The organism is Klebsiella pneumoniae complex sp. WS1778, from assembly GCF_049472055.1.
Classification (GTDB): domain Bacteria; phylum Pseudomonadota; class Gammaproteobacteria; order Enterobacterales; family Enterobacteriaceae; genus Klebsiella; species Klebsiella quasipneumoniae.
In genome coordinates, this window is sequence record NZ_JBKGTJ010000002.1 from 824,173 (window position 1) to 849,266 (window position 25,094).

Here is a 25,094-nt window from a genome sequence, read left to right on the forward strand (position 1 = left end):
GCAGGCGGCGGTTTCACATGGTATGTTATGCCCTTTGATGTAATCTGGATGGAAGTTGAAATGGCAAAGATGAGGGTTGGGATCGTTTTTGGCGGTAAGTCGGCAGAGCATGAAGTGTCGCTGCAGTCAGCGAAGAATATCGTGGAAGCGATTGATAAATCACGCTTCGATGTGGTTCTGTTGGGGATTGATAAACAGGGGCTATGGCACATCAACGACGCCGGCAACTACCTGCTCAACGCTCAGGATCCTGCCCGCATCGCCCTGCGCCCTTCAACGGTGACCCTGGCGCAGATCCCGGGCCGCGAGGCGCAGCAACTGATTAACGCCGAAAGCGGTCAGCCGCTGGCGGCCATCGATGTAATTTTCCCCATCGTCCACGGCACGCTGGGCGAAGACGGTTCCCTGCAGGGGATGCTGCGCATGGCCAATCTGCCTTTCGTCGGATCCGATGTGCTGGGCTCTGCGGCCTGTATGGACAAAGATGTGACCAAACGCCTGCTGCGCGACGCCGGTCTCGCCGTTGCGCCGTTTATCACCCTGACCCGCGCCAACCGCGCGCAGTTCAGCTTTGCCGATGTCGAAGCGAAGCTGGGCCTGCCGCTGTTCGTTAAGCCGGCCAACCAGGGATCGTCGGTTGGCGTCAGCAAAGTTAAAAACGAAGAGCAGTACCATCAGGCGGTGGCCCTGGCCTTTGAATTTGACCATAAAGTGGTGGTGGAGCAAGGTATTAAAGGGCGGGAAATTGAGTGTGCGGTGCTGGGTAACGACCATCCGCAGGCCAGCACCTGCGGTGAAATTGTCCTCAACAGCGAGTTTTACGCTTACGACACCAAGTATATCGACGACCAGGGCGCGAAGGTGGTGGTCCCGGCCGCTATCGCCCCGGAGATCAACGACAAGATCCGCGCTATCGCGGTGCAGGCTTACCAGACCCTGGGCTGCAGCGGCATGGCCCGCGTCGACGTCTTCCTCACCGCCGACAACGAGGTGGTGATCAACGAGATCAACACCCTGCCGGGCTTCACCAATATCAGTATGTATCCGAAGCTGTGGCAGGCCAGCGGCCTCGATTACACCAGTCTGATCACCCGCCTGATTGAGCTGGCGCTGGAGCGCCATGCCGCGGACCGGGCGCTGAAAACCTCCATGAACTAAAACGCGTTTTACCCCGCCTGGCAGCGGCGGCCTCAGGCCTCCTCTGCCGGGCGGCGGCGGATCACAAAGCCCGCAATCCAGAAGCTTATCACCCAGGTGACCAGACCGACGGCGTAGGATTGCCAGCCCTGCGTCTCAAACCCCAGCAGCCCCACCACGCCATTAAGAATAAAAATTAACCCCAGCGCCACCGCGTAGTAGTGCCAGTCGCGGCGAATTTTATCAGTGAGCTTCATGCGGCCTCCAACAGCAAAAAACGCATCTTCGCATAGCCGCCCGCGGCGGTCTGTAGCGATATGGATAATGTTGCTGGATTGCGACGCCGGTCTCCCTTTTCCCTTCCTGTGGCGCGGTTAACACAACGGCGAAAACAGGATTATTCCTGGAGGGCAATTACCAGCAATCTGATACTGGCGACGGCGTCGCACTGCCAGAATACCTGCCATAGAGCTGGAGAAAAAACCAGCAGTACAGAGGTGGGAGGGCCTATGGCTGAATTCAGTTTTTCAAAATCGCTTTTGGGAAATAAAAAGAGAGGGGCGCTGACCGGCAGCCATGTCGCCTACGGGCTGTTCGTGCTGATCTGCTGCTGGGCCGGTGCGCAGATGCTCAGCATGCTGATCCACGCCCCGGGGGTGTTTGAGCGCCTGATGCAGGCCCAGGACGCCAGCCGTCCGCAGGTCGACATCAGTCTCGCCGTTGGCACCCTCTTTGGCCTGATCCCTTTCCTGGTCGGCTGCGCGTTCATCGGGCTGCTGGCGATCATTGTACGCTGGCGTCGGCGCCGTTAACGCCGCGCCATACAGCTTGCCCGCCGCTCATCGACCCGTTTCGCAAACCACGCCGTCGTCAGATTACGGGTGATTTTCGGACTCTCAAGCTGGATCCCCGGTAACATCTCCCGCGGCAGGGTTTTGCCCGCTTTTTTATCAGCGAGACGGAAAACCTGTTGATAGAGGTCGGTCTTCTCAAACGCCAGGCTGTCGCCCTTTTTCAGCTGGCTGTGGATCTCGCTGTCGCTCATCCCCAGCTGGCCCGCCAGGCGACGTACCGCCAGCTCGGTGCTGCCCGGCTCATCGCTGTCATAGCGGATAAGGTCGCCGTCGAGCGCCAGTTTCACCCCGCTGGCTTTCACCACCGCGTTCTGGAAGGCGGCGTTACGGCTGGCATACCAGCCGGCGTTAAAGTCGGCAAAACGGTACAACGGCACGCTGTAGCTGGCCGGGTAGTTCAGCAGATGATAGGTACCAAACCAGAGGCCGCCGCGCAGGCTGAAGACCTCCTGGCGCACCGTACCGTTCATTTTCCACGGGTAGCCGGAGGTATGCTGCTCAGCAAAGGCGATGCTGACCTGCATTGGGCCGCCGGTGTGCACCGGGTTCAGGGAGCCGAACAGCTTCTGCCCCATCGGCACCATCCCGATAAAGTCATCAAAAATAGCGCTCAGCTGCTTTTCCGTCTTCACGTTGTCCAGACGGTCGCTGTAGCTTTTGCCGTTTGGCGAGGTGATCTTCAGCGCGGTATGGACCAGAAACAGCGGAATGTGCATTTTTTCCGCCCGGCGGTCGATCTCCTGCCAGGCGATTTTATTCAGCCCCGGCACCACCGGATCGGACTGATAATTGGACTCCTGCTGCGCGACCGCCAGCACCGAGCAGACGTTCTCTTCCGTCGGCGCCAGCTTCTGGCTGTCAAAGGCGGTGGCGATGGCTTGCGCCCAGGCCTCCCGATCCTTGACGCTGGCGGGCATTTTCTGCCGCACCACCGACGCCACGTCAACGGGCTTCTCGCCCTCTTTCAGCACCGGCGCCTGCTGGCTGGTACAGGCGCTGAGCACCACGGCCGCCAGCAGCGTCAATGAACCGGGTATAATGCGCGATAAACGTGCGGCCATCCTGCTTCCTTGTCTTGATTAACGTAATGTCGGGATCGCTTCCTGCAGCGGCTTGCCGTCCAGTTCGCGCTCAAAGCTGCGCAGACGTTTGTAGATGGACATCAGTTCCACCAGCGTCGTCCACGAGCTGATCAGGTACTGGAACGAACCGCGCACCTGGCCAAAAACGTTGGTAATTTGCGTCATCAGCCCAAGGGTAATCGTACCGGCAACGATCGACGGAAACAGCAGGAAAAGGCCGAAAACGTTATCCACCTGCAGATAAAGAATGCGGGCGATATTGAAGTACATATAGTGAAAATAGAGACGGAAATAGTTGCGACGCACCGCGCTGAACAGCTCACGCACCGTCGGCGGCGTGGCGCGGGTTTCATCGTCCTCGCCGTAGACCAGCTCTTTACGATAGGCCGCTTCCACGCGCTGGTTTTTAAATTCCAGACCCGGCAGCTTAATCCCCACCACCGCCAGCAGGCCGGTCCCCATCAGCGACCAGACGATCGCGGCAATCACCAGGCCATACGGCAAGTGACCGACGATGGGCAGGTCGGGAACGTGTTCGGAGAGCGTCACCAGCACCGGCAGGAAGGCGATCAGGGTCATCACCGCGTTGATAAAGCTCACGCCCATATCTTCCAGGGTGGAGGCAAAGCGCATGGTATCTTCCTGCACACGCTGCGCGGCGCCTTCGATATGGCGCAGATGCTGCCAGTGGGCCATGTAGTGTTCGTTCATCGCCGTGCGCCAGCGGAAGACGTAGTGGCTGACGAAAAAGTTGTTCATCACGCCGATGATCACCGCGATGAGCGCGATGCCGAGAAAGATGCCGATCTCATGATAAAACTGGTTGATACTGACCTTATGCGGGGTGGCCAGCGCGCTCTGGATCAGATCATAGAACGGCGCATACCAGGCGTTGATCGCCACCCCCACTTCCACCAGAAACCAGGTGACGAAGATGATGAGCGACGTGCCGAGAATCGACCAGTACTGCCAGCGATGCGGGCAGTAGACAAACCAGAACAGCGCAAACACGCCGACGCAAAACAGATAGTAAGCGTAGAACACCAGATAGTTGAGCGACCAGAAGCGCGCCGCGCTGATCGCCACATCCTTCGATGCCCCGGTGACCCGCAGCAGCCAGTCGCCGCCGCCCGCCTGCCAAAAGATCACCGCCAGCAGCGACCAGATAAAGGCAGAAATAAAAAACGGCCCCGGTTTGGGGAAAAAAGATTTAAACATCATTGTCTCCTGCTAACTTCTTATCGTTCTGCTATTGCTGTATACGACGCATACGTCGGCCGCCGCGTGAAAGCGCTCTCGCGGGGCAGACGGATGATAAGACCGGATATCAACAGCTTAGTTCTGCTGCCAGGCGTGCAGAATTGTTTCTGTGGGTTTCACCTGTAAAGGATTGCCAGGAACGGTCAGCGTACGCCACACCTCATTGTAGTGGGCGATCAGCGTCGCGGCCTGCGCGGCGGGGCGGTTGGCGGTGGTGTGGGCATCTTCCGCGATAACAATGCCGTACCCGCGGCTGGCGCCGTTTTTAATGGTGGTGTCGAGGCAGTAGTCGGTGGCGCAACCGCAGATGACGAACTGCTGAATGTCGTGTTCCCGCAGCACCTGCTCCAGCGAGGTGTGGTAGAAGGCGTCGCAGGCGGTTTTGGTGACATACAGCGCGCCGGCCGGCTGTTCCAGCTCAGGGAGCAGGGCGAAGCCTTCGCTGCCGGCTTCGAGGCCGCCGGCCTCATCATGCTGAATAAAAATCACTTTATCCGCCGCGCGCACCAGACGATTAATTTGCGCGACGCAGCGCTCGCGCGCCAGACGCGGCGTGGCGAACACGCCGTTTTGCATATCCACGACCATCACTACCCGTTGAGCCGCCATTGTTTTCTCCCGCAAACCTTCAGCCAAACGGTCATCATACGCGCCGGCGAAAAAAGCCGGTATCCGAAAGCGTAAAAAAGTCTTTTTTACGCACCGTTACCTTTTTCCTGCAGGAATGTCGTGAATCCCGCTTTGTTCTGCGCCACTTCGTAGTATAAATACCCTCTTCTTTTTTATTTATTTAATGGATGATCTCCGTTGAAACGTAGTTTGCTCATTTTTGCTGCGCTGTGCGCGGCGTCGTGGACCTCGGTGCAGGCCGCACAGCCTACCGTTGACCCGGTTTTCGCCTCGGATGTGGTCGATCGTTACGCCAATCATATCTACTACGGCAGCGGCGCCACCGGCATGGCGCTGGTGGTGATCGATGGCAATCAGCGTGTGTTTCGCAGCTTTGGCGAAACCCGCCCGGGGAATAATCAGCACCCGCAGCTCGACTCGGTGATCCGTATCGCCTCCCTCAGCAAACTGATGACCAGCGAGATGCTGGTGAAGCTGCTCGACCAGAGGGTGGTGAAACTCAACGATCCGCTGAGCAAATACGCTCCGCCGGGCGCCCGAGTGCCTGACTGGCAGGGAAAACCAATCACTCTGGTGAATCTCGCGACCCATACCAGCGCCCTGCCGCGCGAACAGCCTGGCGGCGCCGCTCATCGTCCGGTGTTTGTCTGGCCAACCCGCCAGCAGCGCTGGAACTGGCTCTCAACCGCCACCCTGAAGACCGCGCCCGGCTCGCAAGCGGCCTACTCCAACCTGGCCTTCGATTTACTGGCGGACGCGCTCTCCACCGCCGCCGGCAAACCTTATCCGCAGCTGTTTGAAGAGCAGATCACCCGGCCGCTGGGGATGAAGGACACTACTTTTACCCCATCGCCGGATCAGTGCCAGCGGCTGATGATCCCGGAGAAAGGCGCCAGCCCGTGTAACAACACCCTGGCGGCGATCGGCAGCGGCGGCGTCTACTCGACGCCGGGGGATATGATGCGCTGGATGCAGCAGTTCCTGTCATCCGATTTCTATACCCGCAGCCAGCAGGCCGACCGGATGCAGACGCTGATTTATCAGCGTAACCAGCTGACTCGGGTGATCGGTATGGACGTGCCTGGCCGCGCCGACGCGCTGGGGCTTGGCTGGGTGTATATGAAGCCGAAGAATGGCCATCCGGGGATTATTCAGAAAACCGGCGGCGGCGGCGGGTTTATCACCTATATGGCGATGAATCCGCAGGCTAACGTCGGCGCTTTTGTGGTGGTGACCCGCTCGCCGTTAACCCGTTTCAACAATATGAGCGATGGCATCAACGATCTGGTCAGCGAGCTGAGCGGCATGCAGCCCAACATGCAGACGGCCAGTCAGTAAGCCCGGGGGAGGTTTCGCCGATGCGACATAACGATCGTTTTGGCGAAACATCCTGATGCCATTTCAGTTACACTACCCTCTTTCATTTCACAAAATCAGGCAAACCATGACAGATTTAATCACTCGCCCCCGCCGCCTGCGTCAATCCGCTGCGCTGCGCGCCCTGTTTGAAGAGACAACACTGAGTTTGAACGACCTGGTGTTGCCGATCTTTGTTGAAGAAGAAATTGATGATTACAAAGCGATCGAGGCCATGCCCGGGGTGATGCGCATTCCGGAAAAATATCTGGCGCGCGAGATCGAACGCATCGCCAATGCCGGCATTCGCTCGGTGATGACCTTTGGTATTTCTCATCACACCGATGCCACCGGCAGCGATACCTGGAATGAAAATGGTCTGGTGGCGCGTATGTCGCGGATCTGTAAGTCCACGGTGCCGGAGATGATCGTCATGTCCGATACCTGCTTCTGCGAATACACCTCCCACGGCCACTGTGGCGTGCTGTGCGACCACGGGGTGGATAACGACGCGACCCTGGAAAACCTCGGCAAACAGGCCGTTGTCGCTGCCGCCGCCGGCGCGGATTTCATCGCCCCTTCCGCCGCGATGGATGGTCAGGTGCAGGCGATTCGCCGCTCGCTGGACGCAGCAGGCTTCACCAATACGGCGATCATGTCCTATTCGACCAAGTTCGCCTCTTCCTTCTACGGCCCGTTCCGCGAAGCGGCCGGTACCGCGCTGAAGGGCGATCGTAAAACCTATCAGATGAGCCCGATGAACCGCCGGGAAGCTATTCGCGAGTCGCTGCTCGATGAAGCCCAGGGCGCCGACTGCCTGATGGTGAAACCGGCGGGCGCCTACCTGGATATTCTGCGCGATATCCGCGAACGCAGCGATCTGCCGCTCGGCGCGTACCAGGTCAGCGGGGAGTACGCGATGATCAAATTCGCCGCCCAGGCGGGCGCTATCGATGAAGAGAAAGTGGTTCTGGAAAGCCTCGGCGCTATCAAACGCGCGGGCGCCGATCTGATCTTCAGCTATTTCGCCCTCGACCTGGCCGAGAAAAACATCCTCCGTTAAGCCTCCCTCTCCCCGGTGGCGCTGACGCTTACCGGGGCTACCAAACCTCATCTCCGGTGCGCTGTATTTATCGCGACCACCACACCGTAGCCCGGATAAGGCGCTTGCGCCGCTATCCGGGGACAGGCGCTAAACAATATCTGTAGCTAAAATTTTGCACGCCGCTTTCCATCTTCTGCGCGTTCTTCTTGGCGTACCGGATTTCGCCTTCTAACGTGTTAAACCACATCATAAATACCGAATTCCAGGAGATCCTGTGGTGGCTTATCGACGTTATTACATTAAAGGGGGAACCTGGTTCTTCACCGTTAACCTTAAAGACCGTAGAAGCATGCACCTAACTGAAAACATAGAATTATTGCGCTACTCTGTCGCCGTAGTTAAACAACATCGCCCCTTTATTATTGATGCCTGGGTGGTGTTGCCTGAACATCTGCATTGCATCTGGACACTACCTCATAATGATGACGATTTTTCTTCACGCTGGAGAGATATCAAAGGCTGTTTTACCAGAACGTTAAAACGACACCCCCTCTGGCAACCTCGCTTTTGGGAGCATGCCAAACGCGATGAAGATGATTACCGCCGACACGTTGATTACATCCATATCAATCCACTTAAGCATGGCTGGGTCACCCGAGTGATCGATTGGCCATTTTCAACCTTTCATCGCGATGTCCAGCGCGGGCTATATCCCCCAAATTGGGCTGGCGATAGCTTTGATCTTAGCTGCGGTGAACGCCGATAGCCTCTCCCCGGTGGCGCTGACGCTTACCGGGGCTACAAATCGGCGCCAACCGTAGCCCGGATGAGGCGTTAGCCGCTATCCGGGAAACCTCGCTTGCTGCGACCGAATCTTCACCCAACTGTAATCTGAACGACATCTCTACCTTCTACTGTCTGGGCAGGACGGAGGAGGAGCCACTATGTTTAGTCTCGACAACGTACTCGATGACCTGTGGCCTCAGGCGAGGCCCGCCCCCTGGCAAAAGAAACTGTTAAAAAAGCTATTTTATGAGGAAGAGTTTCAACAATTTGCCGACCGTCACCGCCACCTGAAGGGGCTTGATACGGTCGAACAGGTGCTGGAATACCTCAATATCCGCTGCGCCATCCCGGCGCACGATCTCGAACAAATCCCCGAATATGGCCCGCTGGTCATTATCGCCAACCACCCCACCGGCACCCTCGACGGCCTGGCGCTCCTGTATGCGGTATCCCGCGTGCGACGCGACGTCAAAGTGGTCACCAACCGCATGCTCACCCACCTTGAGCCCCTGAGCTCGCTGTTTATCCCGGTGGATAATATTCATGGCCGCACCGCTAAAACGGCGCTGCAGCAGATGGACCAGCAGCTACAGGCCGGTGGGGTACTGATTTTCTTCCCGGCGGGGGAAGTCTCTCGCCTTACCCGTCGCGGCATTCGCGATAAAAAATGGCACTCGGGCTTTATTAAGCTGGCGGCGAAATATCGCGCCCCGCTGCTGCCGGCGTGGATTCATGCCCACAACAGCGCCCTGTTTTACGCCAGCACCCTGGTCTCCGACAACCTGCCGCTGCTCCTGCTGATGCAGCAGATGTTTCGCCGGCGCAACAGCAGCTTGCCGGTGCGTATCGGCCAGCAGATCCCCTGGTCGAGCTGGTTCGATGCCCAGTCCAGCGCTCGCGAACTTACCGGCCGCTGCTATCAGCACCTTGAACAGCTGCGCAAAGGGCTGCCTGGGCAGTTCAAAACTGAAAGCGCCATCGCCCGCCCGGAAGATCGGGCGCGGCTCAAACGCGAACTGCACAAGGCCGAATGCCTGGGCCGCACCGCCGATGGCAAAGTGATTTACCTCTGGCAGCGCAACGGTCAGGAGGAGGCGCCGCTGCTGCGCGAGCTGGGACGCCTGCGGGAAATCGCCTTCCGCGCGGTTGGCGAAGGCAGCGGCAAACGGCGGGATATCGACGGGTATGACGACGACTATTTGCATCTGATCCTGTGGGATGAAGAAGACCTCGAGATCGTCGGCGCTTACCGCTTTATGCCGACGGCCATCCAGCTGGCAAAGCGCGGCCTGGAGGGGATCTACAGCTCCAGTCTGTTCCACTACGACGGGCGAATGGACGACATCCTGCAGCACGGCATTGAGCTGGGGCGCAGCTTTATCCAGCCGCGCTACTGGGGTCGACGCGGGCTGGACTACCTGTGGTCCGGCATCGGCGCTTATCTGGCGCGCTACCCGCACTATCGCTATCTGTTTGGCCCGGTATCGATTTCTGGTGGGCTGCCGCCCGCCGCTCGCGATCTGCTGGTGGCGTTCTACCGGCTGTGGTTCCCGGCCACGCACCCGCTGGCGGAGTCCCGTCGCCCTTATCCGGCCTCGCTGCCCGACGTGCTGGCGCAGTTTGGCGGGGAGGATTACAACGACGACCTGGCCCGGCTGAAGTCCCTGCTCGGCAACCTCGGCTGCGCGATCCCGCCGCTGTATAAGCAGTACTCGGAAGTGTGCGAGCCGGGCGGCGTGCAGTTTATCGATTTCGGCAGCGATCCGGATTTCAATAACTGCGTGGATGGTCTGGTGCTGGTGGATTTGACCTATCTGAAAGCGAACCGCTATCAGCGCTATATTGGCGCGCATTTAGCTTTGCAGGCCGGATAGCCGGTTTATCCTGCCATCCGGCCAGGGTGGCGGATGGCAGGGGTAGTTCTGCAGGCAACATTAACCGCGGCTACGACGCCCGGAAATACGGCTTATCGCCGAGGATCGTCGCCCGGTGCATAATGCGCCGCTGCGGCAGATAGTCGGCGTTGGCGTAATGCTGCGTCACCCGGTTATCCCAGATAGCGACATCGTTCGGCTGCCAGCGCCAGCGCACCTGAAACTCCGGTTTGGTGATATGGGCAAACAGGAAGCTCAGCAGCGCCGCGCTCTCTTTCTCGGTCACGTCGACAATCCGCGTGGTAAAGCCTTCATTAACGAACAGCGCCTGCTTGCCGGTCACCGGGTGGGTACGCACCACCGGGTGCAGCAGGGGTGGATGCTTCGCCACCGCCTCCTGCCAGCGCCGATGCTCGGCTTCCGTGTGGTTGTACTTATACTCCTGGAACGATTTACGGAAATCGTGTTCCGCATGCAGGCCGCTCAGCAGCTGCCGGAAGGGTTCTGACAGCGCTTCCCAGGCGGCAATGCCGCTGGTCCACAGAGTATCCCCGCCGGTCGCCGGCAGCTCTTTCGCCGCCAGAATGGCGCCGGCGGGCGGCGTGTCGATAAAGGTGACATCGGTATGCCAGTTGTCATTATCCGGCGGATTATCGTTGTGGGTATCGAGGACGATAATCTCTTCCACGCCAGGGGCGTGAGGGTAGACCGGATGAATATGCAGGTCGCCAAACCGCAGCGCCAGGTCGCGCTGTTGCGCCGGGGTGATATTCTGTTCGCGCAGGAATACCACCTGATGACGCAGCACCGCGTGATACAGCTGCTCAAACTGGTTGTCGCTCAGCGGACGGGTTAAATCCGCCCCGGTCACCAGCGCGCCAATATACGGCCCCAGCGGGGTAATGCTCAGACGTTCACTCATTGTACTTCTCCATGCCAGGGCGTCAGGCGGCGCTGCAGCGCGCGCAGCCCCAGTTCCAGTAAAAAGGCGATAATGGCAATGACTGCGATCCCCGCCAGCACCACATCGGTGGCGAGAAACTCGCCGGCGGACTGCACCATAAACCCTAACCCACGGGTGGCGGCGATCAGCTCAGCGGCTACCAGCGTTGACCAGCCCACCCCGAGACCAATGCGCAGCCCGGTGAGGATCTCCGGCAGCGCGCCGGGCAGGATCACCAGCCACAGCACCTGCGCCCGGCTGGCGCCCAGCGAACGGGCGGCGCGAATCCGCACCTGCTGCGCGCTTTTCACCCCCGCCAGCGCCGACATCGCTACCGGGGCGAAAATCGCCAGGTAGATCAGCAGGATCTTTGACGTTTCACCAATGCCAAACCAGATCACCATCAGCGGTAAGTAGGCCAGCGGCGGCACCGGACGATAAAGCTCGATCAGCGGATCGAGGATCCCGCGCACCGTTGAGTTGAGCCCCATGGCGATCCCCACCGGTACGCCGATCAGCACCGCCGCCAGCAGCGCGATAACGATCCGCGTCAGGCTCGCCGCCAGGTGCTGCCAGAGCGTCGCATCCATAAAGCCCTGCGGCCCGGCGATGGTGATAAGCTTCTGCAACACCTGTCCCGGCGGCGGCAGAAACAGCGGGCTAATCAGCTGCAGCGCCGCGACCGCCCACCAGACGGCCAGCAGCACCGCCAGGGTCGCCACGCTGAGGGTAAGCTGACGGGAGAGCGGCCAGCGCCATTTCAGCGTCGACTGACGCGGTTTGTCGTTCAGTACCACGCTCATGAGAAAGCCTCCCGTTGGTCAAACACCCGGCTCAGAATGTATTCCCGCTGTTCAATAAAGCGCGGGTCGGATTTGATGCTGCGGCAGGATTCGCCCGCGACAAAGCGACGGCTGAAATCTAGCGGCAGCCGCTCCACCACCCGTCCCGGCCCCGGCGACAGCAGCACCAGCTCGGTGGCCATAAAGATGGCCTCTTCAATGTCATGAGTGATCAGCAGCACCTGTTTGCCGGTCTCATGCCACAGTTTCAGCAGCAATGTCTGCATCTGCTCGCGGGTAAAAGCGTCAAGCGCGCCGAAGGGCTCATCCAGCAGCAACAGCTGCGGATTCGCCGCCAGCGCCCGGGCGATGCCCACCCGCTGGCGTTGACCGCCGGACAGCTGCCAGATAAAGCGTTTTTCCGCCCCTTCGAGACCCACCTTCTTCAGCATCTGCGCCGCCGCTTGCCGGCGCTGCGCTTTATCCACGCCCGCCAGCTGCAGACCCAGCGCCACGTTATCCTGCACATTGCGCCACGGCAGCAGACCTTCGTTCTGGAAGACCACGCCGCGCTCTGCGCCCGGCCCGGTCACCCGCTGACCTTCGAGAGTGATGCTGCCGTGCTGATAGGGCACGAATCCGGCAATCAGGTTCAGCAGGGTAGTTTTACCGCAGCCCGAAGGCCCCAGCACCACCAACAGCTCCCCACTCTCCAGCGTCAGGTTGATATCCGCCAGCGCCGGTTTACCGCCGTAGTCGGCGGAAAGATGCGAGATTTGCAGCATCGCCGCCTCCTTTACTTCACAAAGCGGTCAGTCACGTACTGACGATAATCGGTTCCCGCCGCAGGCACTTTGCCCTGCTCTTTCAGGAAGCGCGCGGTATCCACGATGGCCTGATTGACCGGCCCGTTCAGCGCCTGCGCCTGCTCAGCGGCGGTGAGATAGGTATTGCCCTTCACCAGCCCCGGGACATCGGCTTCCGGCACCCCGCTCAGGCGCGCCAGCTTGCTGATGTTGTCCGGCTGTTTCAGCCATGCCTCCGGGTTGGCGATGTAGGGCTGCTGGGCGTCGATGGCGCTTTTAGCGAACGCTTTGACAATCTCCGGATGCTGCTCGGCGAAGTCCTTACGGACCACCCAGACGTCGAGGGTCGGCGCGCCCCACTCCCCAACCTGCGCGGAATCGGTCAGCACCTTGCCCTCTTTTTCCAGTTCATTAACCGCTGGCGCCCAGACGTAAGCGCCATCGATATCCCCGCGCTGCCAGGCGGCGATAATCGCCGGCGGCTGCAGGTTAATAATCTGCACCTGGCCCGGCTTGATGCCCCAGTGTTTGAGCGCCGACAGCAGGCTATAGTGGGTGGTGGAGATAAACGGCACGGCGATGCGCTTGCCGATCAGATCTTCCGGTTTGGTGATGCTTTTCTTCACCACCAGCGCTTCGGAGTTGCCGAGCTTTGAAGCGAGCAGGAACACTTCAATCGGCACCTGCTGGCTGGCGGCCACCGCCAGCGGGCTGGAGCCGATATTGCCGATCTGCACATCGCCGGAGGCCAGAGCGCGCACCACGCTGGCGCCGCTGTCAAATTTCCGCCAGTCGACGGTCGCCCCGCTGGTTTTGGCGAAGGTGTTGTCCGCCTGGGCGACTTTCGCCGGCTCAGCGGAGGTTTGATACGCCACGGTCACGTTGACCGCCTGCGCCTGGAAGGCGGCGACGGCCAGCGCCGCCAGTAGAGTAATTCGCGATGTGAATGCCATAATGTCTGCTTCCCCTGAGTTGTTATAGGTGCAGTATTTCCGGCATCAGGATGGAGATGAAGTAATTAAAAATTCTGGCTAATAGCGAATCGTTTTTAGAACAAAAGCGGGAAAGGATAGTTGATTTTGAGCGATTGGTTGGTGGCAGATGGTTGGCGCCGGGTGGCGGCTGCGCCTTGCCCGCCCTACGGATCGCGCAAGGTGTAGGCCGGGCAAGCGCAGCGCCACCCGGCAAAAAACTCAGCGCTTCGCGTTAAGCTCAGCAATATCCTTCGGCGTGGTGCGGCAGCAGCCGCCGATCAGCTTCGCCCCGGCCGCCAGCCACTGCGGCAGATAATCCGCCAGGCTGGCGCAGGCTTCGCCATGATGATGCCAGGTCTTGCTCACCGCATCATAATGCTCGCCGGAGTTAGGATAGACCACCAGCGGCAGCGCCGTCAGGCTGTGCAAATGCGCCAGCGCCGCGGGCGTATTTTCCAGCGCGATACAGTTGATCCCCACCGCCACCACCTGCGGGTTATCCGCCAGGGCGGCCATCACCTCGCGCAGCGGCGTGCCGTCGCTGAGATGTTCGGCGTCGCGCAGCGTGAAGGAGTACCAGGCGCGAGCGCGGGGATACTCCTGCAGCAGGGCCGCCAGGGCCTGGATCTCGGCGAATGACGGCAGGGTTTCACAGGCCAGCAGGTCGGCGCCCGCATCCAGCAGCGCTTCGACGCGCGGGCGGTGGAAGACCTGGAACTCTGCCGCGCTGCGCTGATAATCGCCGCGATACTCCGAGCCGTCGGCAAGAAACGCGCCATACGGCCCCACCGAACCGGCGACCAGCAGCGTGCCGGCCTGCGGGTTCTCGGCGAGGTACGCCTCGCGCGCTTTGCGCGCCAGCTCGACGCTTTTGCCGATCAGCGCCCGGGACTGCGCGTCATCCAGCCCGCGTGCGGCAAACCCCGCCGGGGTGGCCTGATAGCTGGCGGTGATCGCCACCTGCGCCCCGGCGCGAAAGTAGTCGAGATGCACATCGCGGATCAGCTGCGGGTTCTCCAGCAGCACTTTCGCCGACCACAGGCTGTCAGCCAGATCGCAGCCGCGTGCCTCCAGCTCGGTGGCCATAGCGCCGTCCAGCAGCACGAAAGGCTGGGCGGCAAGCAGGGCGGTAAACGGATTAGTCTGCGACATGTTGGGGCTCCTGAGTCATTTTCCGTGAACGAGTAAGATACCAGGCACCATAGCACAGGGCCACAAAGGGGATCCCGCACCACAGCGCAATTCTCTGGCTCGGGTCAAAAGCAAGGCCCACGCAGGCCACCAGGCACAGCACAAAGCCCAGAATCGGCACCACTGGATACCAGGGGGCGCGATATTGCAGGTCGCTCAGCGCCTTACCCTGCTGCAGATGGCGGCGGCGGAACATAAAGTGCGAGGCGCAGATGCTCAACCACACCGCCACCACCGCAAAACCGGAGATCGCCGACAGCGCCACAAACACCGTGTCGGGCGCCACCACGCTGGAGAACAGCGCCAGCACGCCGCCCAGCATACTCACCGACAGCGCGGTCACCGGCACGCCCCGTTTATTGACTTTGGCAAAGCAGGCCGGCAGCGTCTTCTCGTTCGACAGCGACCAGAGCATCCGCCCGGAAGCGTACAGGCCGGAGTTGGCCGCCGAGAGGATCGCCGTCAGGATCACGAAGTTGAAAATATCCGCCGCGTAAGGGATACCCACCTTTTCAAACACCAGCACGAAGGGGCTTTTCTCCACCCCCGCCTGCTGCATCGGGATCAGCGCCGCCAGCACAAATACGGTGCCGATAAAGAAAATAATCAGCCGGGCGATGGTGGTGCGGATGGCGACCGGAATAACCTTATGCGGGTTTTCCGTCTCCCCGGCGGCAATGCCGATAAGCTCCGTCCCGGAGAAGGCGAAGTTCACCGCCACCATGGTCATCAGGATCGGCAGGCCGCCGTGCGGGAACCAGCCTTCGGCGGTGATATTGCGCAGGCCCGGCGCCGGGGAGCCATCCTGCATCGGAATGATGCCGAAAATGGCCGCGCCGCCGAGAATAATAAACGCGATGATGGTGATCACTTTCACCAGCGAGAACCAGAACTCGCCTTCGGCGAAGAAGCGGGTCGAAATGATGTTAAGGCCGAAGATCACCGCGCAGAACACCACGCACCAGATCCAGACCGGCACCTGCGGGAACCAGTACTGCATACAGAAGCCAGCGGCGGTAAAGCTCGAACCCAGCGCCACCGTCCACGTCAGCCAGTAGAGCCACGCCACGGTATAGCCCGTCGCCGGGCCAAGGTAACGCGCCGCGTAAACGTGGAAAGCGCCGGTCTCCGGCATCGCTACCGACAGTTCGCCGAGGCACTGCATCACCAGCCAGACCACCAGGGCGCCAATCAGATACGCCAGCAGCGTCCCGGCCGCGCCGGTGGTGGAGATGATATAGCCGGTATTAAAGAACAGGCCGGTGCCAATCACGCCGCCGAGCGACAGCATGATCAGATGGCGCGTTTTCATGGTGCGCTTCAGTTGCCCACCTTGTTGTTGTGTTGTGCTTTGCATTTTATTTTCTCACGCCAGCCCGCTTGCCCGGGTCATGATGCGTATAAACGTATAGACATCTAAACATCCAAAAGAAGAAGTGTTATACCGTGCCGCCGCTGAAAAAGCAAAGCCGCTGCACCAGGTCGCGCGCCGACAGCGTGCAGCCTGCCCCATTTTTGCGCAGCGCCGACGGGCGCTCCCCGAACTGGCGCCTCATCGCGACGGACAACGTTCTGGCACTCTCTTTGCAGCCTGTCGTTCAGAACCTTTCTATCTGGCGAGGCAACACGTATGACAGAGCACACCACCACCTTAAAAAGAACGCTCGGCAGTTTTCGTTTATGGGGGATCGCCGTCGGACTGGTGATATCCGGGGAGTACTTCGGCTGGAGCTACGGCTGGTCGCAGGCGGGCACGATGGGGTTTATGGTCGTCGCCCTCGCGGTCGCCGCCATGTACTGCGCCTTTATTTTCAGCTTTACCGAGCTGACCACCGCCATCCCGCACGCTGGCGGCCCTTTCGCCTATGCCTACCGCGCCTTCGGGCCCACCGGCGGCTTTATCGCCGGTTTTGCCACTCTGATTGAATTCGTCTTCGCCCCGCCGGCCATCGCCATGGCCATCGGCGCCTACCTCAACGTGCAGTTTCCGGCGCTGGATCCGAAATGGGTCGCCTGCGGCGCCTACGTGATCTTTATGACGCTCAATATCCTCGGCGTCGGCATCGCCGCCACCTTCGAGCTGATCGTCACCCTGCTGGCCATCTTCGAGCTGCTGGTGTTTATGGGCGTAGTCGCCCCCGGCTTCTCCTGGAGCCATTTCACCACTAACGGCTGGGCGGGCGCGGAAAGCTTTAGCGGCCTGGCGCTGCCGGGTATGTTCGCCGCCATTCCGTTCGCTATCTGGTTCTTCCTCGCCATTGAGGGGGCTTCCATGGCCGCCGAAGAGGCCAAAGATCCGCAGCGCACCATTCCCCGCGCCCTGGGCGGCGGCATTCTGACGCTGACGGTGCTGGCGATTGGGGTGATGGTCTTCGCCGGCGGCGTCGGCGACTGGCGCGCGCTGTCCAATATTAACGATCCGCTGCCCCAGGCGATGAAGACGGTCGTGGGCAACGGCAGCGGCTGGCTGCATATGCTGGTGTGGCTGGGGCTGTTTGGCCTCGTCGCCTCCTTCCACGGCATCATTATGGGCTACTCGCGGCAGATCTACTCCCTCGCCCGCGCCGGCTATCTGCCCGCCGGTCTGGCCACCCTCAATCGCCGCACCCGCACTCCGCATCTGGCGATCCTTGCCGGGGGCGTGGTGGGCATCGCCGCGATCTTCTCCGACTCGCTGATCACCATCAGCGGCATGCCGCTGACCGCCTGCATCGTCACCATGTCGGTATTTGGGGCTATTGTTATGTATATCACTTCCATGGCGGCGCTGTTCAAACTGCGCCGTAGCGAGCCGAAGCTGATCCGTCCGTTCCGCGCGCCGCTCTACCCGCTGGCGCCGGCCTTTGCCCTCGGCATGGCGCTGCTCTGCCTGGTGGCGATGGTTTGGTATAACCTGCTGCTGGCGCTGATTTTCGCGGCGATGATGCTCGGCGGCTACCTGTGGTTTCGCAAAACCGCAGCGGCCCGTGAACGGGCGCCAGTGGATCCTCAACTGCGAACGGTCTCCTGAGGAGGCGGCATGTATAAAACCACGCTATCGGGCCAGGTATGGCGCTTTGATAGTCTGAAAACGCTGATGGCGAAAGCGTCGCCGGCTCGCTCCGGCGACGCCCTGGCGGGGGTTATCGCCCACTCAGCCGAAGAGCGGATGGCGGCGAAAATGACCCTCGCCGAGGTGCCGCTGACCGACATCCTCGACAATCCGCTTATCCCTTACGAGCAGGACGAAGTGACCCGCCTGATCCTCGACACCCACGATGCGCAGGGCTTTGCCGCCCTGCGTCACCTGACGGTCGGCGATTTCCGCGACTGGCTGCTGGACGATGCCACCGATACCGCCACGCTGCAGCGGGTCGCCCGCGCTATCACCCCGGAGATGGCGGCGGCGGTAAGCAAGCTGATGCGCAATCAGGATCTGATCCTCGCCGCCAGCAAATGTCAGGTGGTGACGCGCTTTCGCAACACCATCGGCCTGCCCGGCCACCTCAGCGTGCGCCTGCAGCCCAACCATCCCACCGATGACCTGAAAGGCATTGCCGCCAGTATGCTCGACGGGCTGCTGTACGGCGCCGGGGACGCGGTGATCGGCATCAACCCGGCCAGCGACAGCTTACCGGTGCTGGCGCAGTTGAACGTGATGCTGGACGATATTATCCAGCGCTTCGCCATTCCCACCCAGTCCTGCATTTTGACCCACGTCACCAATACGCTGCAGCTGATTGAGCGCGGCGCGCCGGTGGATCTGGTGTTTCAGTCGGTGGCGGGAACCGAAGCGGCCAACAGCGGCTTCGGCATCAATCTTGCCATGCTGCAGGAGGCCCGCGAAGCGGCCCTCAGCCTCGGTCGCGGTACCCTCGGCAACAATGTGATGTATTTTGAGACCGGGCAGGGGAGCTGCCTGTCGGCCAACGCCCACCACGGCGTCGACCAACAGACCTGCGAGGCGCGGGCCTACGCCGTCGCCCGCCACTTTGAACCGCTGCTGGTCAATACGGTGGTCGGCTTTATCGGTCCGGAGTATCTCTACGACGGCAAGCAGATTATTCGCGCCGGGCTGGAAGATCACTTCTGCGGCAAGCTGATGGGCCTGCCGATCGGCTGCGACGTCTGCTATACCAACCACGCGGAAGCGGATCAGGATGATATGGACACCCTGCTGACCCTGCTGTGCGCCGCCGGGCTCACCTTCCTGATCGGCGTGCCCGGAGCGGACGATATCATGCTCAATTACCAGAGCACCTCGTTCCATGACGCGCTGTACGCCCGTCGTCTGCTGGGCTTAAAGCATGCCCCGGAGTTCGCCGACTGGCTGGCGAAGATGCAGATTATCGATCCGCACGGCGCGCTGCGGCTCACCGACGCCCGTCATCCACTGTTGTCCGTCCTGCCGCAAGGAGCCTCCGTATGAACCGTCCCGACGCCTGGAACCCGCTGCGTGAATTTACCGATGCGCGGATTGCCCTGGGGCGCAGCGGCGCCAGCCTGCCGACCCGCGAAGTCCTCAACTTTGGTCTGGCCCACGCCAGAGCGCGGGATGCTATTCATCAGCCGTTCGCCAGCCAGCAGCTGGTGGCGCCGCTGGCGGCGCTCGGCCTCGACGCTCTGACGGTGCACAGCGCCGCGCCGGACCGTCACACCTATCTGCGGCGTCCGGATCTCGGAAGGCAGCTTGCCGACGAAAGCCGCGCCGACCTCGCCGCCAGCGGCGTCCGCCCCGCCGACCTGCTGCTGGTGATCGGCGACGGCCTCTCTTCATGGGCGGTAGAGCGCCAGGCGGTGCCGTTGATCCGCGCCCTGCTGCCCTACCTGCAGACGCTGGGTATCGGCCTGGCGCCGGTGGTGCTGGCCCATCAGTCACGGGTGGCGCTGGGGGATGATATTGGCGAAACCCTGAAAGCCCGCGCGGTGGCGATCCTGATTGGCGAACGACCGGGTCTCTCCTCACCGGACAGCCTCGGCGTCTACCTCACCTGGCAGCCGCATCGGCAGCGGCTGGAGTCGGAGCGCAACTGTATCTCCAATATTCGCCCGGAAGGGCTGAGCCATGACGCCGCCGCCTTTAAACTGGCCTGGCTGCTGGAGCAGGCTTTTTTACGACGGCTTACCGGAGTGCGCCTGAAAGATGAAAGCGATAATCCGGCGCTGCATGGGAAAATAAAACCATTGCCCCCTTTAAAATAATAAGTCACGTGAGCAGCAGAATACATTGTTAATATTACCGGGCGCGCCTGAATATTATATTCGGGTGCACGCTGAAATTTCCCGGCGGCGCTTCGCTTGCGCGGGCCGACGAAAACCGTTTAACCGGTATATTGCCTGTTTTCAGGCCGGGGAAGGCGCCTGTCGCCACCCGGCAAAATGCGTTCACCGTATCAAAAACCGTGTGGTCGCCAGCCTTATGCCCTTGCCTGCAGGTAATAAGAATATTGCATGAGTAAAAACGAAACGGACGTTGTAAGGTAATTCAGCGCATTAAAAATACCCGTCATACTTCAAGTTGCATGTGCGTTGGCTGTCAGTCACTTACTTCTGTAAGCGCCTGGGGACTCGCTCACTTGCCGCCTTCATGCGACTCGAATTATTTAGGGTATATATCTCGTTATCTATTCAACATAACAGCCAATAATTCGCCGGATAAGCTGGCGCATTATTCCTCAATGTTATGCAGTCATTGATGGTTAAAGATAAATAATCGACCGACGGAGAAATACCCATGAAATCGTTTTCCGGGAAAGCGTCTTTAATGGCCACGCTGGTTGCCGCGCTGGTCGGCGCCAGCAGCGCGCAGGCAGCGGAAATTAAAATCGGGGTGGTATTACCCCTGAGCGGCGCCCTCAGCGGCTATGGCCAGCCGTCGCAGAAAGGTCTGGACATTATTCAGGCCATCACCCCGACGTTAAAAAATGGCGATACCATCAAGCTTATCGTCATCGATGATAAAAGCGACAAAGTCGAAGCGGCCAACGCCATGCAGCGCCTGGTCTCCAGCGATAAAGTGGATGCCGTTATCGGGGAAGTCACCTCCTCCAACACCCTGGCGATGACCAAGATCGCCGATGACAGCAAAACGCCGCTGGTCTCCTCCACCGCCACCAACGACCGCGTCACCCGCAACCATCCCTACGTCAGCCGGGTCTGCTTCTCGGACAGCTTCCAGGGGGTGGTCGGGGCCAATCTGGCCTCCCGCGATCTGAAAGCCAAAACCGCCGCCATCGTGTTTGACAGCAGCAACGATTACTCCGTCGGCCTGGCGAAAGCGTTCCGCACCCAGTTCCTGAAAAACGGCGGCACCATTCCCATCGAGGTCCAGGCCCCGGGCGGCAGCAAGGACTTTAAAGCCCAGCTGGCGAGCGTCAAGGCGAAGAATGTCGACATGATTTATATGCCGATCTACTACACCGAAGGGGCGCTGATTGCCGTGCAGTCTAAACAGCTGGGGCTCAACAAACCGGTGGTGGGCGGCGATGGACTGGCCGCGGATCAGGTCTTCTTCGATGTCGGTAAAGACGCGGTCAACGGCTATATGACCACCGATTATTACTCGCCGAACGCCAAAGAGCAGACCCCGGCGGGGGAAACCTTCATCAAAGCCTGGGAAGCCAAATACCAGCAGCCGACCCATACCTGGGGCGCAATGGCGGCGGATGCCTATAACGTCATCGTCAACGCCATGAACCAGTGCAGCGATCCCCACGATCGGGTCTGCGTAAATGAAAAAATCCGCGCCACCAAAGATTTCCAGGGCGTGACCGGCACGCTGACCTTACAGAACGGCGATGCCATTCGCAGCGCGGTCATCAACGAAGTGAAAGATGGCAAGCTGGCGTTTCGTACCGTGGTTAACCCTTAAGTTGTGACGAGGCTACAAAATGGACGGCGCCATTTTTCTCCAGCAAGTGGTCAATGGAATGAGTCTTGGGGGCATGTACGCCCTGATTGCCATCGGTTATACGATGGTTTATGGCGTGCTGCGGCTGATCAACTTCGCCCATGCGGACGTGATGATGGTCGGCGCGTTTAGTACGCTGTTTTTATTTTCTTCGGTTGGGCTACCCTTCGGGGTAGCCGTTTTCCTGACCCTCGGGCTGTGCGGCCTGTTTGGTATGCTGATTGACCGGGTCGCCTATCGTCCGCTGCGTCAGGCCTCGAAAATCTCCATGCTGATCACCGCCATCGGCGTCAGCTTCTTCCTCGAAAACCTGTTTAACGTGCTGTTCGGCGGCAGCTCGCGCTTCTTCTCCGCCCCGGACTTTTTCAACCAGACCCGGGCCTTTGGCAGCGTCATCATTACCAACGTGGCGTGGATTGTGCCGCTGATCACCGTCCTGCTGCTGCTGGCGATCCTCTGGCTGCTGTACCGCACCCGCTATGGGATGGCGATCCGCGCGGTGGCCTTTGACGTCAACACCGTGCGCCTGATGGGCATTGACGCCAACCGGATCATCTCCCTGGTCTTCGCCCTCGGCAGTAGCCTCGCGGCGCTCGGCGGCGTGTTCTACTCCATCAGCTACCCGACGATCGATCCCCTGATGGGCGTGCTTATCGGCCTGAAGGCCTTTGCCGCCGCCGTGCTGGGCGGGATCGGCAGCGTCACCGGCGCGGTGCTGGGCGGCTTTATCCTCGGTTTTACCGAAGTGGTCGCGGTGGCGATCTTCCCCGAACTGGGCGGCTATAAAGATGCTTTCGCCTTCCTGTTCTTGATTCTGGTCCTCTTGTTCCGCCCGGTCGGCATTATGGGCGACGAACGTCTGGAAAGGAGCCGTTTCTGATGCTCAACGCGACGACGACCGCCGGGGCGCAGCTGCGCAACCTGGCCATTATTGTCATCTGTATCGCGCTGCTGGCCGGAATCAACGTGGTTTTCAATGACTACATTGTTCGCGTCATCAGCACCATTTTTATCTTTATGATCCTCGCGGTCAGCTACAACCTGATCAACGGCGTGACCGGCCAGCTGTCGCTGGAGCCGAACGGCTTCGTGGCGGTGGGCGCCTACGTCACCGCCCTGCTGATCCTCTCCAGCGACAGCAAGGTAGACATGTTTGAAATGGCCGCCCCCAGCCCGTGGATCCTCAGCCTGCACGCGGGTTTCCTCCCCGCCCTGCTGATAAGCGGCCTGTGCGCGGCGGCACTGGCGGTGTGCCTCGCCGTGCCGGTCTTCCGGGTGCGCGGCGACTACCTGGCCATCGTCACCCTCGGCTTCGGGTTTATCATCAAGATCCTCGCCATTAACAACCCGCAAATCACCAACGGCGCCATCGGGCTGAACGATATTCCGCAGCAGCCGCATCTTCTGTTCTGGTGCGGGCTGTTCGCCCTGCTGGCCACCGGCATGATCCTTCAGCTGGTGTGGTCGAAGTATGGTCGGATGATGAAAGCTATTCGCGACGACGAAGATGCGGCGATCGCCATGGGGGTCAACACCTTCCGCATTAAAACCTGCGCCTTCGCCACCAGCGCCTTCTTCGAAGGGATCGGCGGCGGTCTGCTGGCTTCCCTGCTGACCACCATCTCCCCGGGGCTGTTCGACTTTATGCTCACCTTCCAGCTGCTGATTATTATCGTCCTCGGCGGACTCGGCAGCACCACCGGCGCCCTGCTCGGCACCGTGCTGGTGGTCGGCAGCGGCGAGTGGCTGCGCTTTCTCGACCAGCCGCTGCAGTTCTTCGGTCACGATCTCGGCGCCTATCCGGGCCTGAGAATGGTGGTCTTCTCCCTGCTGCTGCTGATTATCATGCTCTTCGCCCGCGAAGGGCTGCTGGGGAAAAAAGAGATTTGGCAGACCGGAAGAAGGAGCGGCGGCTATGGCGGAAAATAAAATCATCCTGCAGGTGCAGGACGTCACCATGCAGTTTGGCGGCCTGCGGGCCATCGACAACGTCAGCTTCCATGTTGACGAGGCGGAGATCTTTGGCCTTATCGGCCCGAACGGCGCGGGTAAGACCACCCTGTTTAACGTCATCACCGCCAACTATAAGCCCACCAGCGGCAGCGTCACCCTCGCGGGCGCCTCGCTGAAGGGGCTGAAGCCCAACCAGGTGGTGAACGCCGGGATCGCTCGCACCTTCCAGAATATCCGGCTGTTTAACTCTATGACGGTGCTGGAGAATGTGATGGTCGGGCTCGACCGGGCCAGCCGCTATTCGTTGCTGGAGGCGGCCCTGCACATTGGCCGCTACTTTCCGGCCGAGCGGGCGGCGAAGGCCAAAGCGATGGCCATTCTGGAGGATATCGGCATCGCCCACTTCGCCCATATGCAGGCCACGAACCTGAGCTATGGCAACCAGCGCAAAGTGGAGATCGCCCGCGCGCTGGCCACCGCGCCGAAGCTGCTGCTGCTCGATGAGCCGGCTGCCGGGATGAACCCAAAGGAGACCGAGGATCTGGCGGAGCTGATCTTCCGCATGCGCCATGACTATCAGCTCAGCGTCCTGTTAATCGAGCACGATATGCCCTTCGTCAACCGCCTGTGCGAACGGGTGATGGTCCTGGAGTATGGTAAGCCATTGTTCAGCGGCCTGATGGCCGAGGCGATCCAGCATCCGGACGTCATTTCCGCTTATCTGGGAGAAGCCAATTATGCTTAACGCCCGGGAACTGAAGGTTTTTTACGGCGTGATCCAGGGGCTGAAGGGCGTCGATATCGACGTCTATGACCGGGAGATCGTCACCCTGATCGGTAGCAATGGCGCCGGTAAAACCTCCACCCTGAACGGGATCGTCAACCTGGTGCGCTCCAGCGGGCGCGTCAGCTTCCTTAACGACGATATCTCGCGCAGCCAGACCCACCAGATCGTGCGCCGCGGGCTTGCGCTGGTGCCGGAGGGACGCCGGGTCTTTACCAACCTGACCATCGAAGAGAACCTGCGCATGGGCGCTTACAATAATCTCGCCGGCTACACCCGCCTGCGCGATCGCATGTACGCCCTCTTTCCACGGCTCAAGGAGCGGCGCCATCAGATGGCTGGCACCATGAGCGGCGGCGAGCAGCAGATGCTGGCCATCGCCCGGGCGCTGATGAGCGAGCCGGTGTTATTGATGCTGGATGAACCGAGCCTCGGACTGGCGCCGAAAATTGTCGGCGAGCTGTTCGGCATCATTAAGCAACTGCGCGAAGAGAATATGACGGTGCTGCTGGTGGAGCAGAATGCGACGGCCGCGCTGGCGATCGCCGATCGGGCGTATGTCCTGGAGAATGGCCGGATCACCTTGTCAGGCGCGGCGCGGGAGATGCTGACTAATCCGGAAATTAAGCGGATGTATCTGGGGGGATAGTCATGGTCAAAACTGCCTGGGCTGCGGCGGCGCCTCCTGCGAGGCCGCAACCTCAGGCAGTCTCTTGCTACACAAAGCACACCTCGTTCCAGTAGGCTT

The 25,094-nt window shown here is 60.4% G+C and carries 26 protein-coding genes; 14 read left to right on the forward strand and 12 right to left on the reverse strand.

The features are described from left to right. Positions 1–60 precede the first annotated feature (60 nt). Positions 61–1,158 carry a D-alanine--D-alanine ligase gene (gene ddlA, locus ACLEXF_RS13880; RefSeq protein ID WP_004204880.1) on the forward strand — a complete coding sequence of 366 codons (1,098 nt, stop codon included), beginning with the start codon at positions 61–63 and terminating at the stop codon, positions 1,156–1,158. 32 nt (positions 1,159–1,190) lie between these two features. Here the strand turns inward: ddlA and ACLEXF_RS13885 are convergent, their stop codons facing one another. Then, positions 1,191–1,394 carry a DUF2754 family protein gene (locus ACLEXF_RS13885; protein ID WP_004204881.1) on the reverse strand — a complete coding sequence of 68 codons (204 nt, stop codon included), beginning with the start codon at positions 1,392–1,394 and terminating at the stop codon, positions 1,191–1,193. Between the two features lie 252 nt (positions 1,395–1,646). Here ACLEXF_RS13885 and ACLEXF_RS13890 point away from each other — a divergent pair, with 252 nt between their 5' ends. Continuing rightward, positions 1,647–1,949 carry a YaiY family protein gene (locus ACLEXF_RS13890; RefSeq protein ID WP_017898944.1) on the forward strand — a complete coding sequence of 101 codons (303 nt, stop codon included), beginning with the start codon at positions 1,647–1,649 and terminating at the stop codon, positions 1,947–1,949. Here ACLEXF_RS13890 and ACLEXF_RS13895 read toward each other — a convergent pair. From ACLEXF_RS13895 to ACLEXF_RS13905, 3 genes are all read right to left on the reverse strand, one after another. Beyond that, the gene (locus tag ACLEXF_RS13895) at positions 1,946–3,052 is read right to left on the reverse strand and encodes a DUF1615 domain-containing protein (RefSeq protein WP_017898945.1); all 1,107 of its coding nucleotides are present in this window, start codon (positions 3,050–3,052) and stop codon (positions 1,946–1,948) included. The genes ACLEXF_RS13890 and ACLEXF_RS13895 overlap by 4 nt on opposite strands. Before the next feature lie 18 nt (positions 3,053–3,070). After that, on the reverse strand, positions 3,071–4,291 hold the full coding sequence (gene sbmA, locus ACLEXF_RS13900; RefSeq protein WP_004204884.1) for a peptide antibiotic transporter SbmA: 1,221 nt from the start codon (positions 4,289–4,291) through the stop codon (positions 3,071–3,073). Between the two features lie 117 nt (positions 4,292–4,408). Then, positions 4,409–4,921: an isochorismatase family protein gene (locus ACLEXF_RS13905; protein ID WP_072096510.1), complete on the reverse strand. Its 513-nt coding sequence runs from the start codon at positions 4,919–4,921 to the stop codon at positions 4,409–4,411. Positions 4,922–5,140: 219 nt separating this feature from the next. On the opposite strand from ACLEXF_RS13905, the gene ampH reads away from it, so the two are divergent. From ampH to ACLEXF_RS13925, 4 genes are all read left to right on the forward strand, one after another. Next, a complete protein-coding gene (gene ampH, locus ACLEXF_RS13910; RefSeq protein WP_407259916.1) occupies positions 5,141–6,301 on the forward strand; it encodes a D-alanyl-D-alanine-carboxypeptidase/endopeptidase AmpH in 1,161 nt (386 codons plus the stop codon). 106 nt (positions 6,302–6,407) lie between these two features. Beyond that, a complete protein-coding gene (gene hemB / locus ACLEXF_RS13915) occupies positions 6,408–7,382 on the forward strand; it encodes a porphobilinogen synthase (protein WP_004204887.1) in 975 nt (324 codons plus the stop codon). Positions 7,383–7,638: 256 nt separating this feature from the next. Next, complete coding sequence (locus ACLEXF_RS13920) at positions 7,639–8,130, forward strand: REP-associated tyrosine transposase (protein ID WP_160124628.1); 492 nt, start codon at positions 7,639–7,641, stop codon at positions 8,128–8,130. A 178-nt stretch (positions 8,131–8,308) separates the two neighbouring features. Then, on the forward strand, positions 8,309–10,024 hold the full coding sequence (locus ACLEXF_RS13925) for a lysophospholipid acyltransferase family protein (protein ID WP_032455618.1): 1,716 nt from the start codon (positions 8,309–8,311) through the stop codon (positions 10,022–10,024). Positions 10,025–10,094: 70 nt separating this feature from the next. On the opposite strand, the gene tauD is transcribed toward ACLEXF_RS13925, so the two are convergent. The 7 genes from tauD to ACLEXF_RS13960 all read right to left on the reverse strand — a co-directional run bounded on the left by tauD (position 10,095) and on the right by ACLEXF_RS13960 (position 16,288). Further along, positions 10,095–10,946, reverse strand: coding sequence for a taurine dioxygenase (gene tauD / locus ACLEXF_RS13930; protein ID WP_017898949.1), 852 nt, complete (start codon positions 10,944–10,946; stop codon positions 10,095–10,097). After that, the gene (gene tauC, locus ACLEXF_RS13935; protein ID WP_004144603.1) at positions 10,943–11,770 is read right to left on the reverse strand and encodes a taurine ABC transporter permease TauC; all 828 of its coding nucleotides are present in this window, start codon (positions 11,768–11,770) and stop codon (positions 10,943–10,945) included. Before tauC ends, tauD begins: the two co-directional genes overlap by 4 nt. Beyond that, positions 11,767–12,534 carry a taurine ABC transporter ATP-binding subunit gene (gene tauB, locus ACLEXF_RS13940; protein WP_004178719.1) on the reverse strand — a complete coding sequence of 256 codons (768 nt, stop codon included), beginning with the start codon at positions 12,532–12,534 and terminating at the stop codon, positions 11,767–11,769. The genes tauC and tauB overlap by 4 nt, the downstream gene beginning before the upstream one ends. An 11-nt stretch (positions 12,535–12,545) precedes the next feature. Further along, positions 12,546–13,508 carry a taurine ABC transporter substrate-binding protein gene (tauA, locus tag ACLEXF_RS13945; RefSeq protein WP_004204897.1) on the reverse strand — a complete coding sequence of 321 codons (963 nt, stop codon included), beginning with the start codon at positions 13,506–13,508 and terminating at the stop codon, positions 12,546–12,548. A gap of 240 nt (positions 13,509–13,748) precedes the next feature. Beyond that, positions 13,749–14,681: a homocysteine S-methyltransferase gene (mmuM, locus tag ACLEXF_RS13950; RefSeq protein ID WP_094311715.1), complete on the reverse strand. Its 933-nt coding sequence runs from the start codon at positions 14,679–14,681 to the stop codon at positions 13,749–13,751. After that, positions 14,668–16,077: an S-methylmethionine permease gene (gene mmuP / locus ACLEXF_RS13955; RefSeq protein ID WP_004204899.1), complete on the reverse strand. Its 1,410-nt coding sequence runs from the start codon at positions 16,075–16,077 to the stop codon at positions 14,668–14,670. The genes mmuM and mmuP overlap by 14 nt, the downstream gene beginning before the upstream one ends. A gap of 82 nt (positions 16,078–16,159) precedes the next feature. Next, positions 16,160–16,288 carry a hypothetical protein gene (locus tag ACLEXF_RS13960; RefSeq protein ID WP_161992934.1) on the reverse strand — a complete coding sequence of 43 codons (129 nt, stop codon included), beginning with the start codon at positions 16,286–16,288 and terminating at the stop codon, positions 16,160–16,162. A 62-nt stretch (positions 16,289–16,350) separates the two neighbouring features. Between ACLEXF_RS13960 and eat the strand changes: the two genes are divergently transcribed. Genes eat through eutC form a run of 3 tightly spaced genes read left to right on the forward strand, consistent with a single transcriptional unit; the run spans position 16,351 to position 19,901 of the window. Beyond that, positions 16,351–17,730 carry an ethanolamine permease gene (gene eat / locus ACLEXF_RS13965; RefSeq protein WP_004204901.1) on the forward strand — a complete coding sequence of 460 codons (1,380 nt, stop codon included), beginning with the start codon at positions 16,351–16,353 and terminating at the stop codon, positions 17,728–17,730. A gap of 9 nt (positions 17,731–17,739) precedes the next feature. Next, positions 17,740–19,128 carry an ethanolamine ammonia-lyase subunit EutB gene (locus ACLEXF_RS13970; protein WP_042939284.1) on the forward strand — a complete coding sequence of 463 codons (1,389 nt, stop codon included), beginning with the start codon at positions 17,740–17,742 and terminating at the stop codon, positions 19,126–19,128. After that, the gene (gene eutC / locus ACLEXF_RS13975) at positions 19,125–19,901 is read left to right on the forward strand and encodes an ethanolamine ammonia-lyase subunit EutC (RefSeq protein ID WP_004204903.1); all 777 of its coding nucleotides are present in this window, start codon (positions 19,125–19,127) and stop codon (positions 19,899–19,901) included. Before ACLEXF_RS13970 ends, eutC begins: the two co-directional genes overlap by 4 nt. Before the next feature lie 426 nt (positions 19,902–20,327). Here the strand turns inward: eutC and ACLEXF_RS13980 are convergent, their stop codons facing one another. Continuing rightward, positions 20,328–20,471 carry a hypothetical protein gene (locus ACLEXF_RS13980; protein WP_032426080.1) on the reverse strand — a complete coding sequence of 48 codons (144 nt, stop codon included), beginning with the start codon at positions 20,469–20,471 and terminating at the stop codon, positions 20,328–20,330. Here ACLEXF_RS13980 and ACLEXF_RS13985 point away from each other — a divergent pair. The 5 genes from ACLEXF_RS13985 to ACLEXF_RS14005 are packed head-to-tail and all read left to right on the forward strand — an operon-like array spanning position 20,464 to position 24,995. Then, complete coding sequence (locus ACLEXF_RS13985; RefSeq protein WP_004147267.1) at positions 20,464–21,570, forward strand: ABC transporter substrate-binding protein; 1,107 nt, start codon at positions 20,464–20,466, stop codon at positions 21,568–21,570. The genes ACLEXF_RS13980 and ACLEXF_RS13985 overlap by 8 nt on opposite strands. Positions 21,571–21,589: 19 nt before the next feature. Continuing rightward, on the forward strand, positions 21,590–22,489 hold the full coding sequence (locus tag ACLEXF_RS13990) for a branched-chain amino acid ABC transporter permease (protein ID WP_002890128.1): 900 nt from the start codon (positions 21,590–21,592) through the stop codon (positions 22,487–22,489). Next, positions 22,489–23,538 (forward strand): branched-chain amino acid ABC transporter permease, encoded by a 1,050-nt coding sequence (locus ACLEXF_RS13995; protein ID WP_002890127.1) that lies wholly within the window; start codon positions 22,489–22,491, stop codon positions 23,536–23,538. The genes ACLEXF_RS13990 and ACLEXF_RS13995 overlap by 1 nt, the downstream gene beginning before the upstream one ends. Next, positions 23,525–24,307, forward strand: a complete 783-nt coding sequence (locus ACLEXF_RS14000; RefSeq protein ID WP_017900983.1) for an ABC transporter ATP-binding protein — start codon at positions 23,525–23,527, stop codon at positions 24,305–24,307. The genes ACLEXF_RS13995 and ACLEXF_RS14000 overlap by 14 nt, the downstream gene beginning before the upstream one ends. Beyond that, positions 24,300–24,995 (forward strand): ABC transporter ATP-binding protein, encoded by a 696-nt coding sequence (locus ACLEXF_RS14005; protein WP_004204908.1) that lies wholly within the window; start codon positions 24,300–24,302, stop codon positions 24,993–24,995. Before ACLEXF_RS14000 ends, ACLEXF_RS14005 begins: the two co-directional genes overlap by 8 nt. Positions 24,996–25,094: the final 99 nt, after the last annotated feature.

Coding starts and splice junctions, on each gene's coding strand:
- ACLEXF_RS14005 (WP_004204908.1), top strand. CDS start 24,300: ATGCTTAACGCCCGGGAACTGAAGGTTTTTTACGGCGTGATCCAGGGG.
- tauD (WP_017898949.1), bottom strand. CDS start 10,946: ATGAGTGAACGTCTGAGCATTACCCCGCTGGGGCCGTATATTGGCGCG.
- ACLEXF_RS13925 (WP_032455618.1), top strand. CDS start 8,309: ATGTTTAGTCTCGACAACGTACTCGATGACCTGTGGCCTCAGGCGAGG.
- ACLEXF_RS13905 (WP_072096510.1), bottom strand. CDS start 4,921: ATGGTCGTGGATATGCAAAACGGCGTGTTCGCCACGCCGCGTCTGGCG.
- mmuP (WP_004204899.1), bottom strand. CDS start 16,077: ATGCAAAGCACAACACAACAACAAGGTGGGCAACTGAAGCGCACCATG.
- mmuM (WP_094311715.1), bottom strand. CDS start 14,681: ATGTCGCAGACTAATCCGTTTACCGCCCTGCTTGCCGCCCAGCCTTTC.
- ACLEXF_RS13895 (WP_017898945.1), bottom strand. CDS start 3,052: ATGGCCGCACGTTTATCGCGCATTATACCCGGTTCATTGACGCTGCTG.
- eat (WP_004204901.1), top strand. CDS start 16,351: ATGACAGAGCACACCACCACCTTAAAAAGAACGCTCGGCAGTTTTCGT.
- tauC (WP_004144603.1), bottom strand. CDS start 11,770: ATGAGCGTGGTACTGAACGACAAACCGCGTCAGTCGACGCTGAAATGG.
- tauB (WP_004178719.1), bottom strand. CDS start 12,534: ATGCTGCAAATCTCGCATCTTTCCGCCGACTACGGCGGTAAACCGGCG.
- ACLEXF_RS14000 (WP_017900983.1), top strand. CDS start 23,525: ATGGCGGAAAATAAAATCATCCTGCAGGTGCAGGACGTCACCATGCAG.
- hemB (WP_004204887.1), top strand. CDS start 6,408: ATGACAGATTTAATCACTCGCCCCCGCCGCCTGCGTCAATCCGCTGCG.
- ACLEXF_RS13885 (WP_004204881.1), bottom strand. CDS start 1,394: ATGAAGCTCACTGATAAAATTCGCCGCGACTGGCACTACTACGCGGTG.
- ACLEXF_RS13890 (WP_017898944.1), top strand. CDS start 1,647: ATGGCTGAATTCAGTTTTTCAAAATCGCTTTTGGGAAATAAAAAGAGA.
- eutC (WP_004204903.1), top strand. CDS start 19,125: ATGAACCGTCCCGACGCCTGGAACCCGCTGCGTGAATTTACCGATGCG.
- tauA (WP_004204897.1), bottom strand. CDS start 13,508: ATGGCATTCACATCGCGAATTACTCTACTGGCGGCGCTGGCCGTCGCC.
- ddlA (WP_004204880.1), top strand. CDS start 61: ATGGCAAAGATGAGGGTTGGGATCGTTTTTGGCGGTAAGTCGGCAGAG.
- ACLEXF_RS13985 (WP_004147267.1), top strand. CDS start 20,464: ATGGCCACGCTGGTTGCCGCGCTGGTCGGCGCCAGCAGCGCGCAGGCA.
- sbmA (WP_004204884.1), bottom strand. CDS start 4,291: ATGTTTAAATCTTTTTTCCCCAAACCGGGGCCGTTTTTTATTTCTGCC.
- ACLEXF_RS13995 (WP_002890127.1), top strand. CDS start 22,489: ATGCTCAACGCGACGACGACCGCCGGGGCGCAGCTGCGCAACCTGGCC.
- ACLEXF_RS13970 (WP_042939284.1), top strand. CDS start 17,740: ATGTATAAAACCACGCTATCGGGCCAGGTATGGCGCTTTGATAGTCTG.
- ACLEXF_RS13990 (WP_002890128.1), top strand. CDS start 21,590: ATGGACGGCGCCATTTTTCTCCAGCAAGTGGTCAATGGAATGAGTCTT.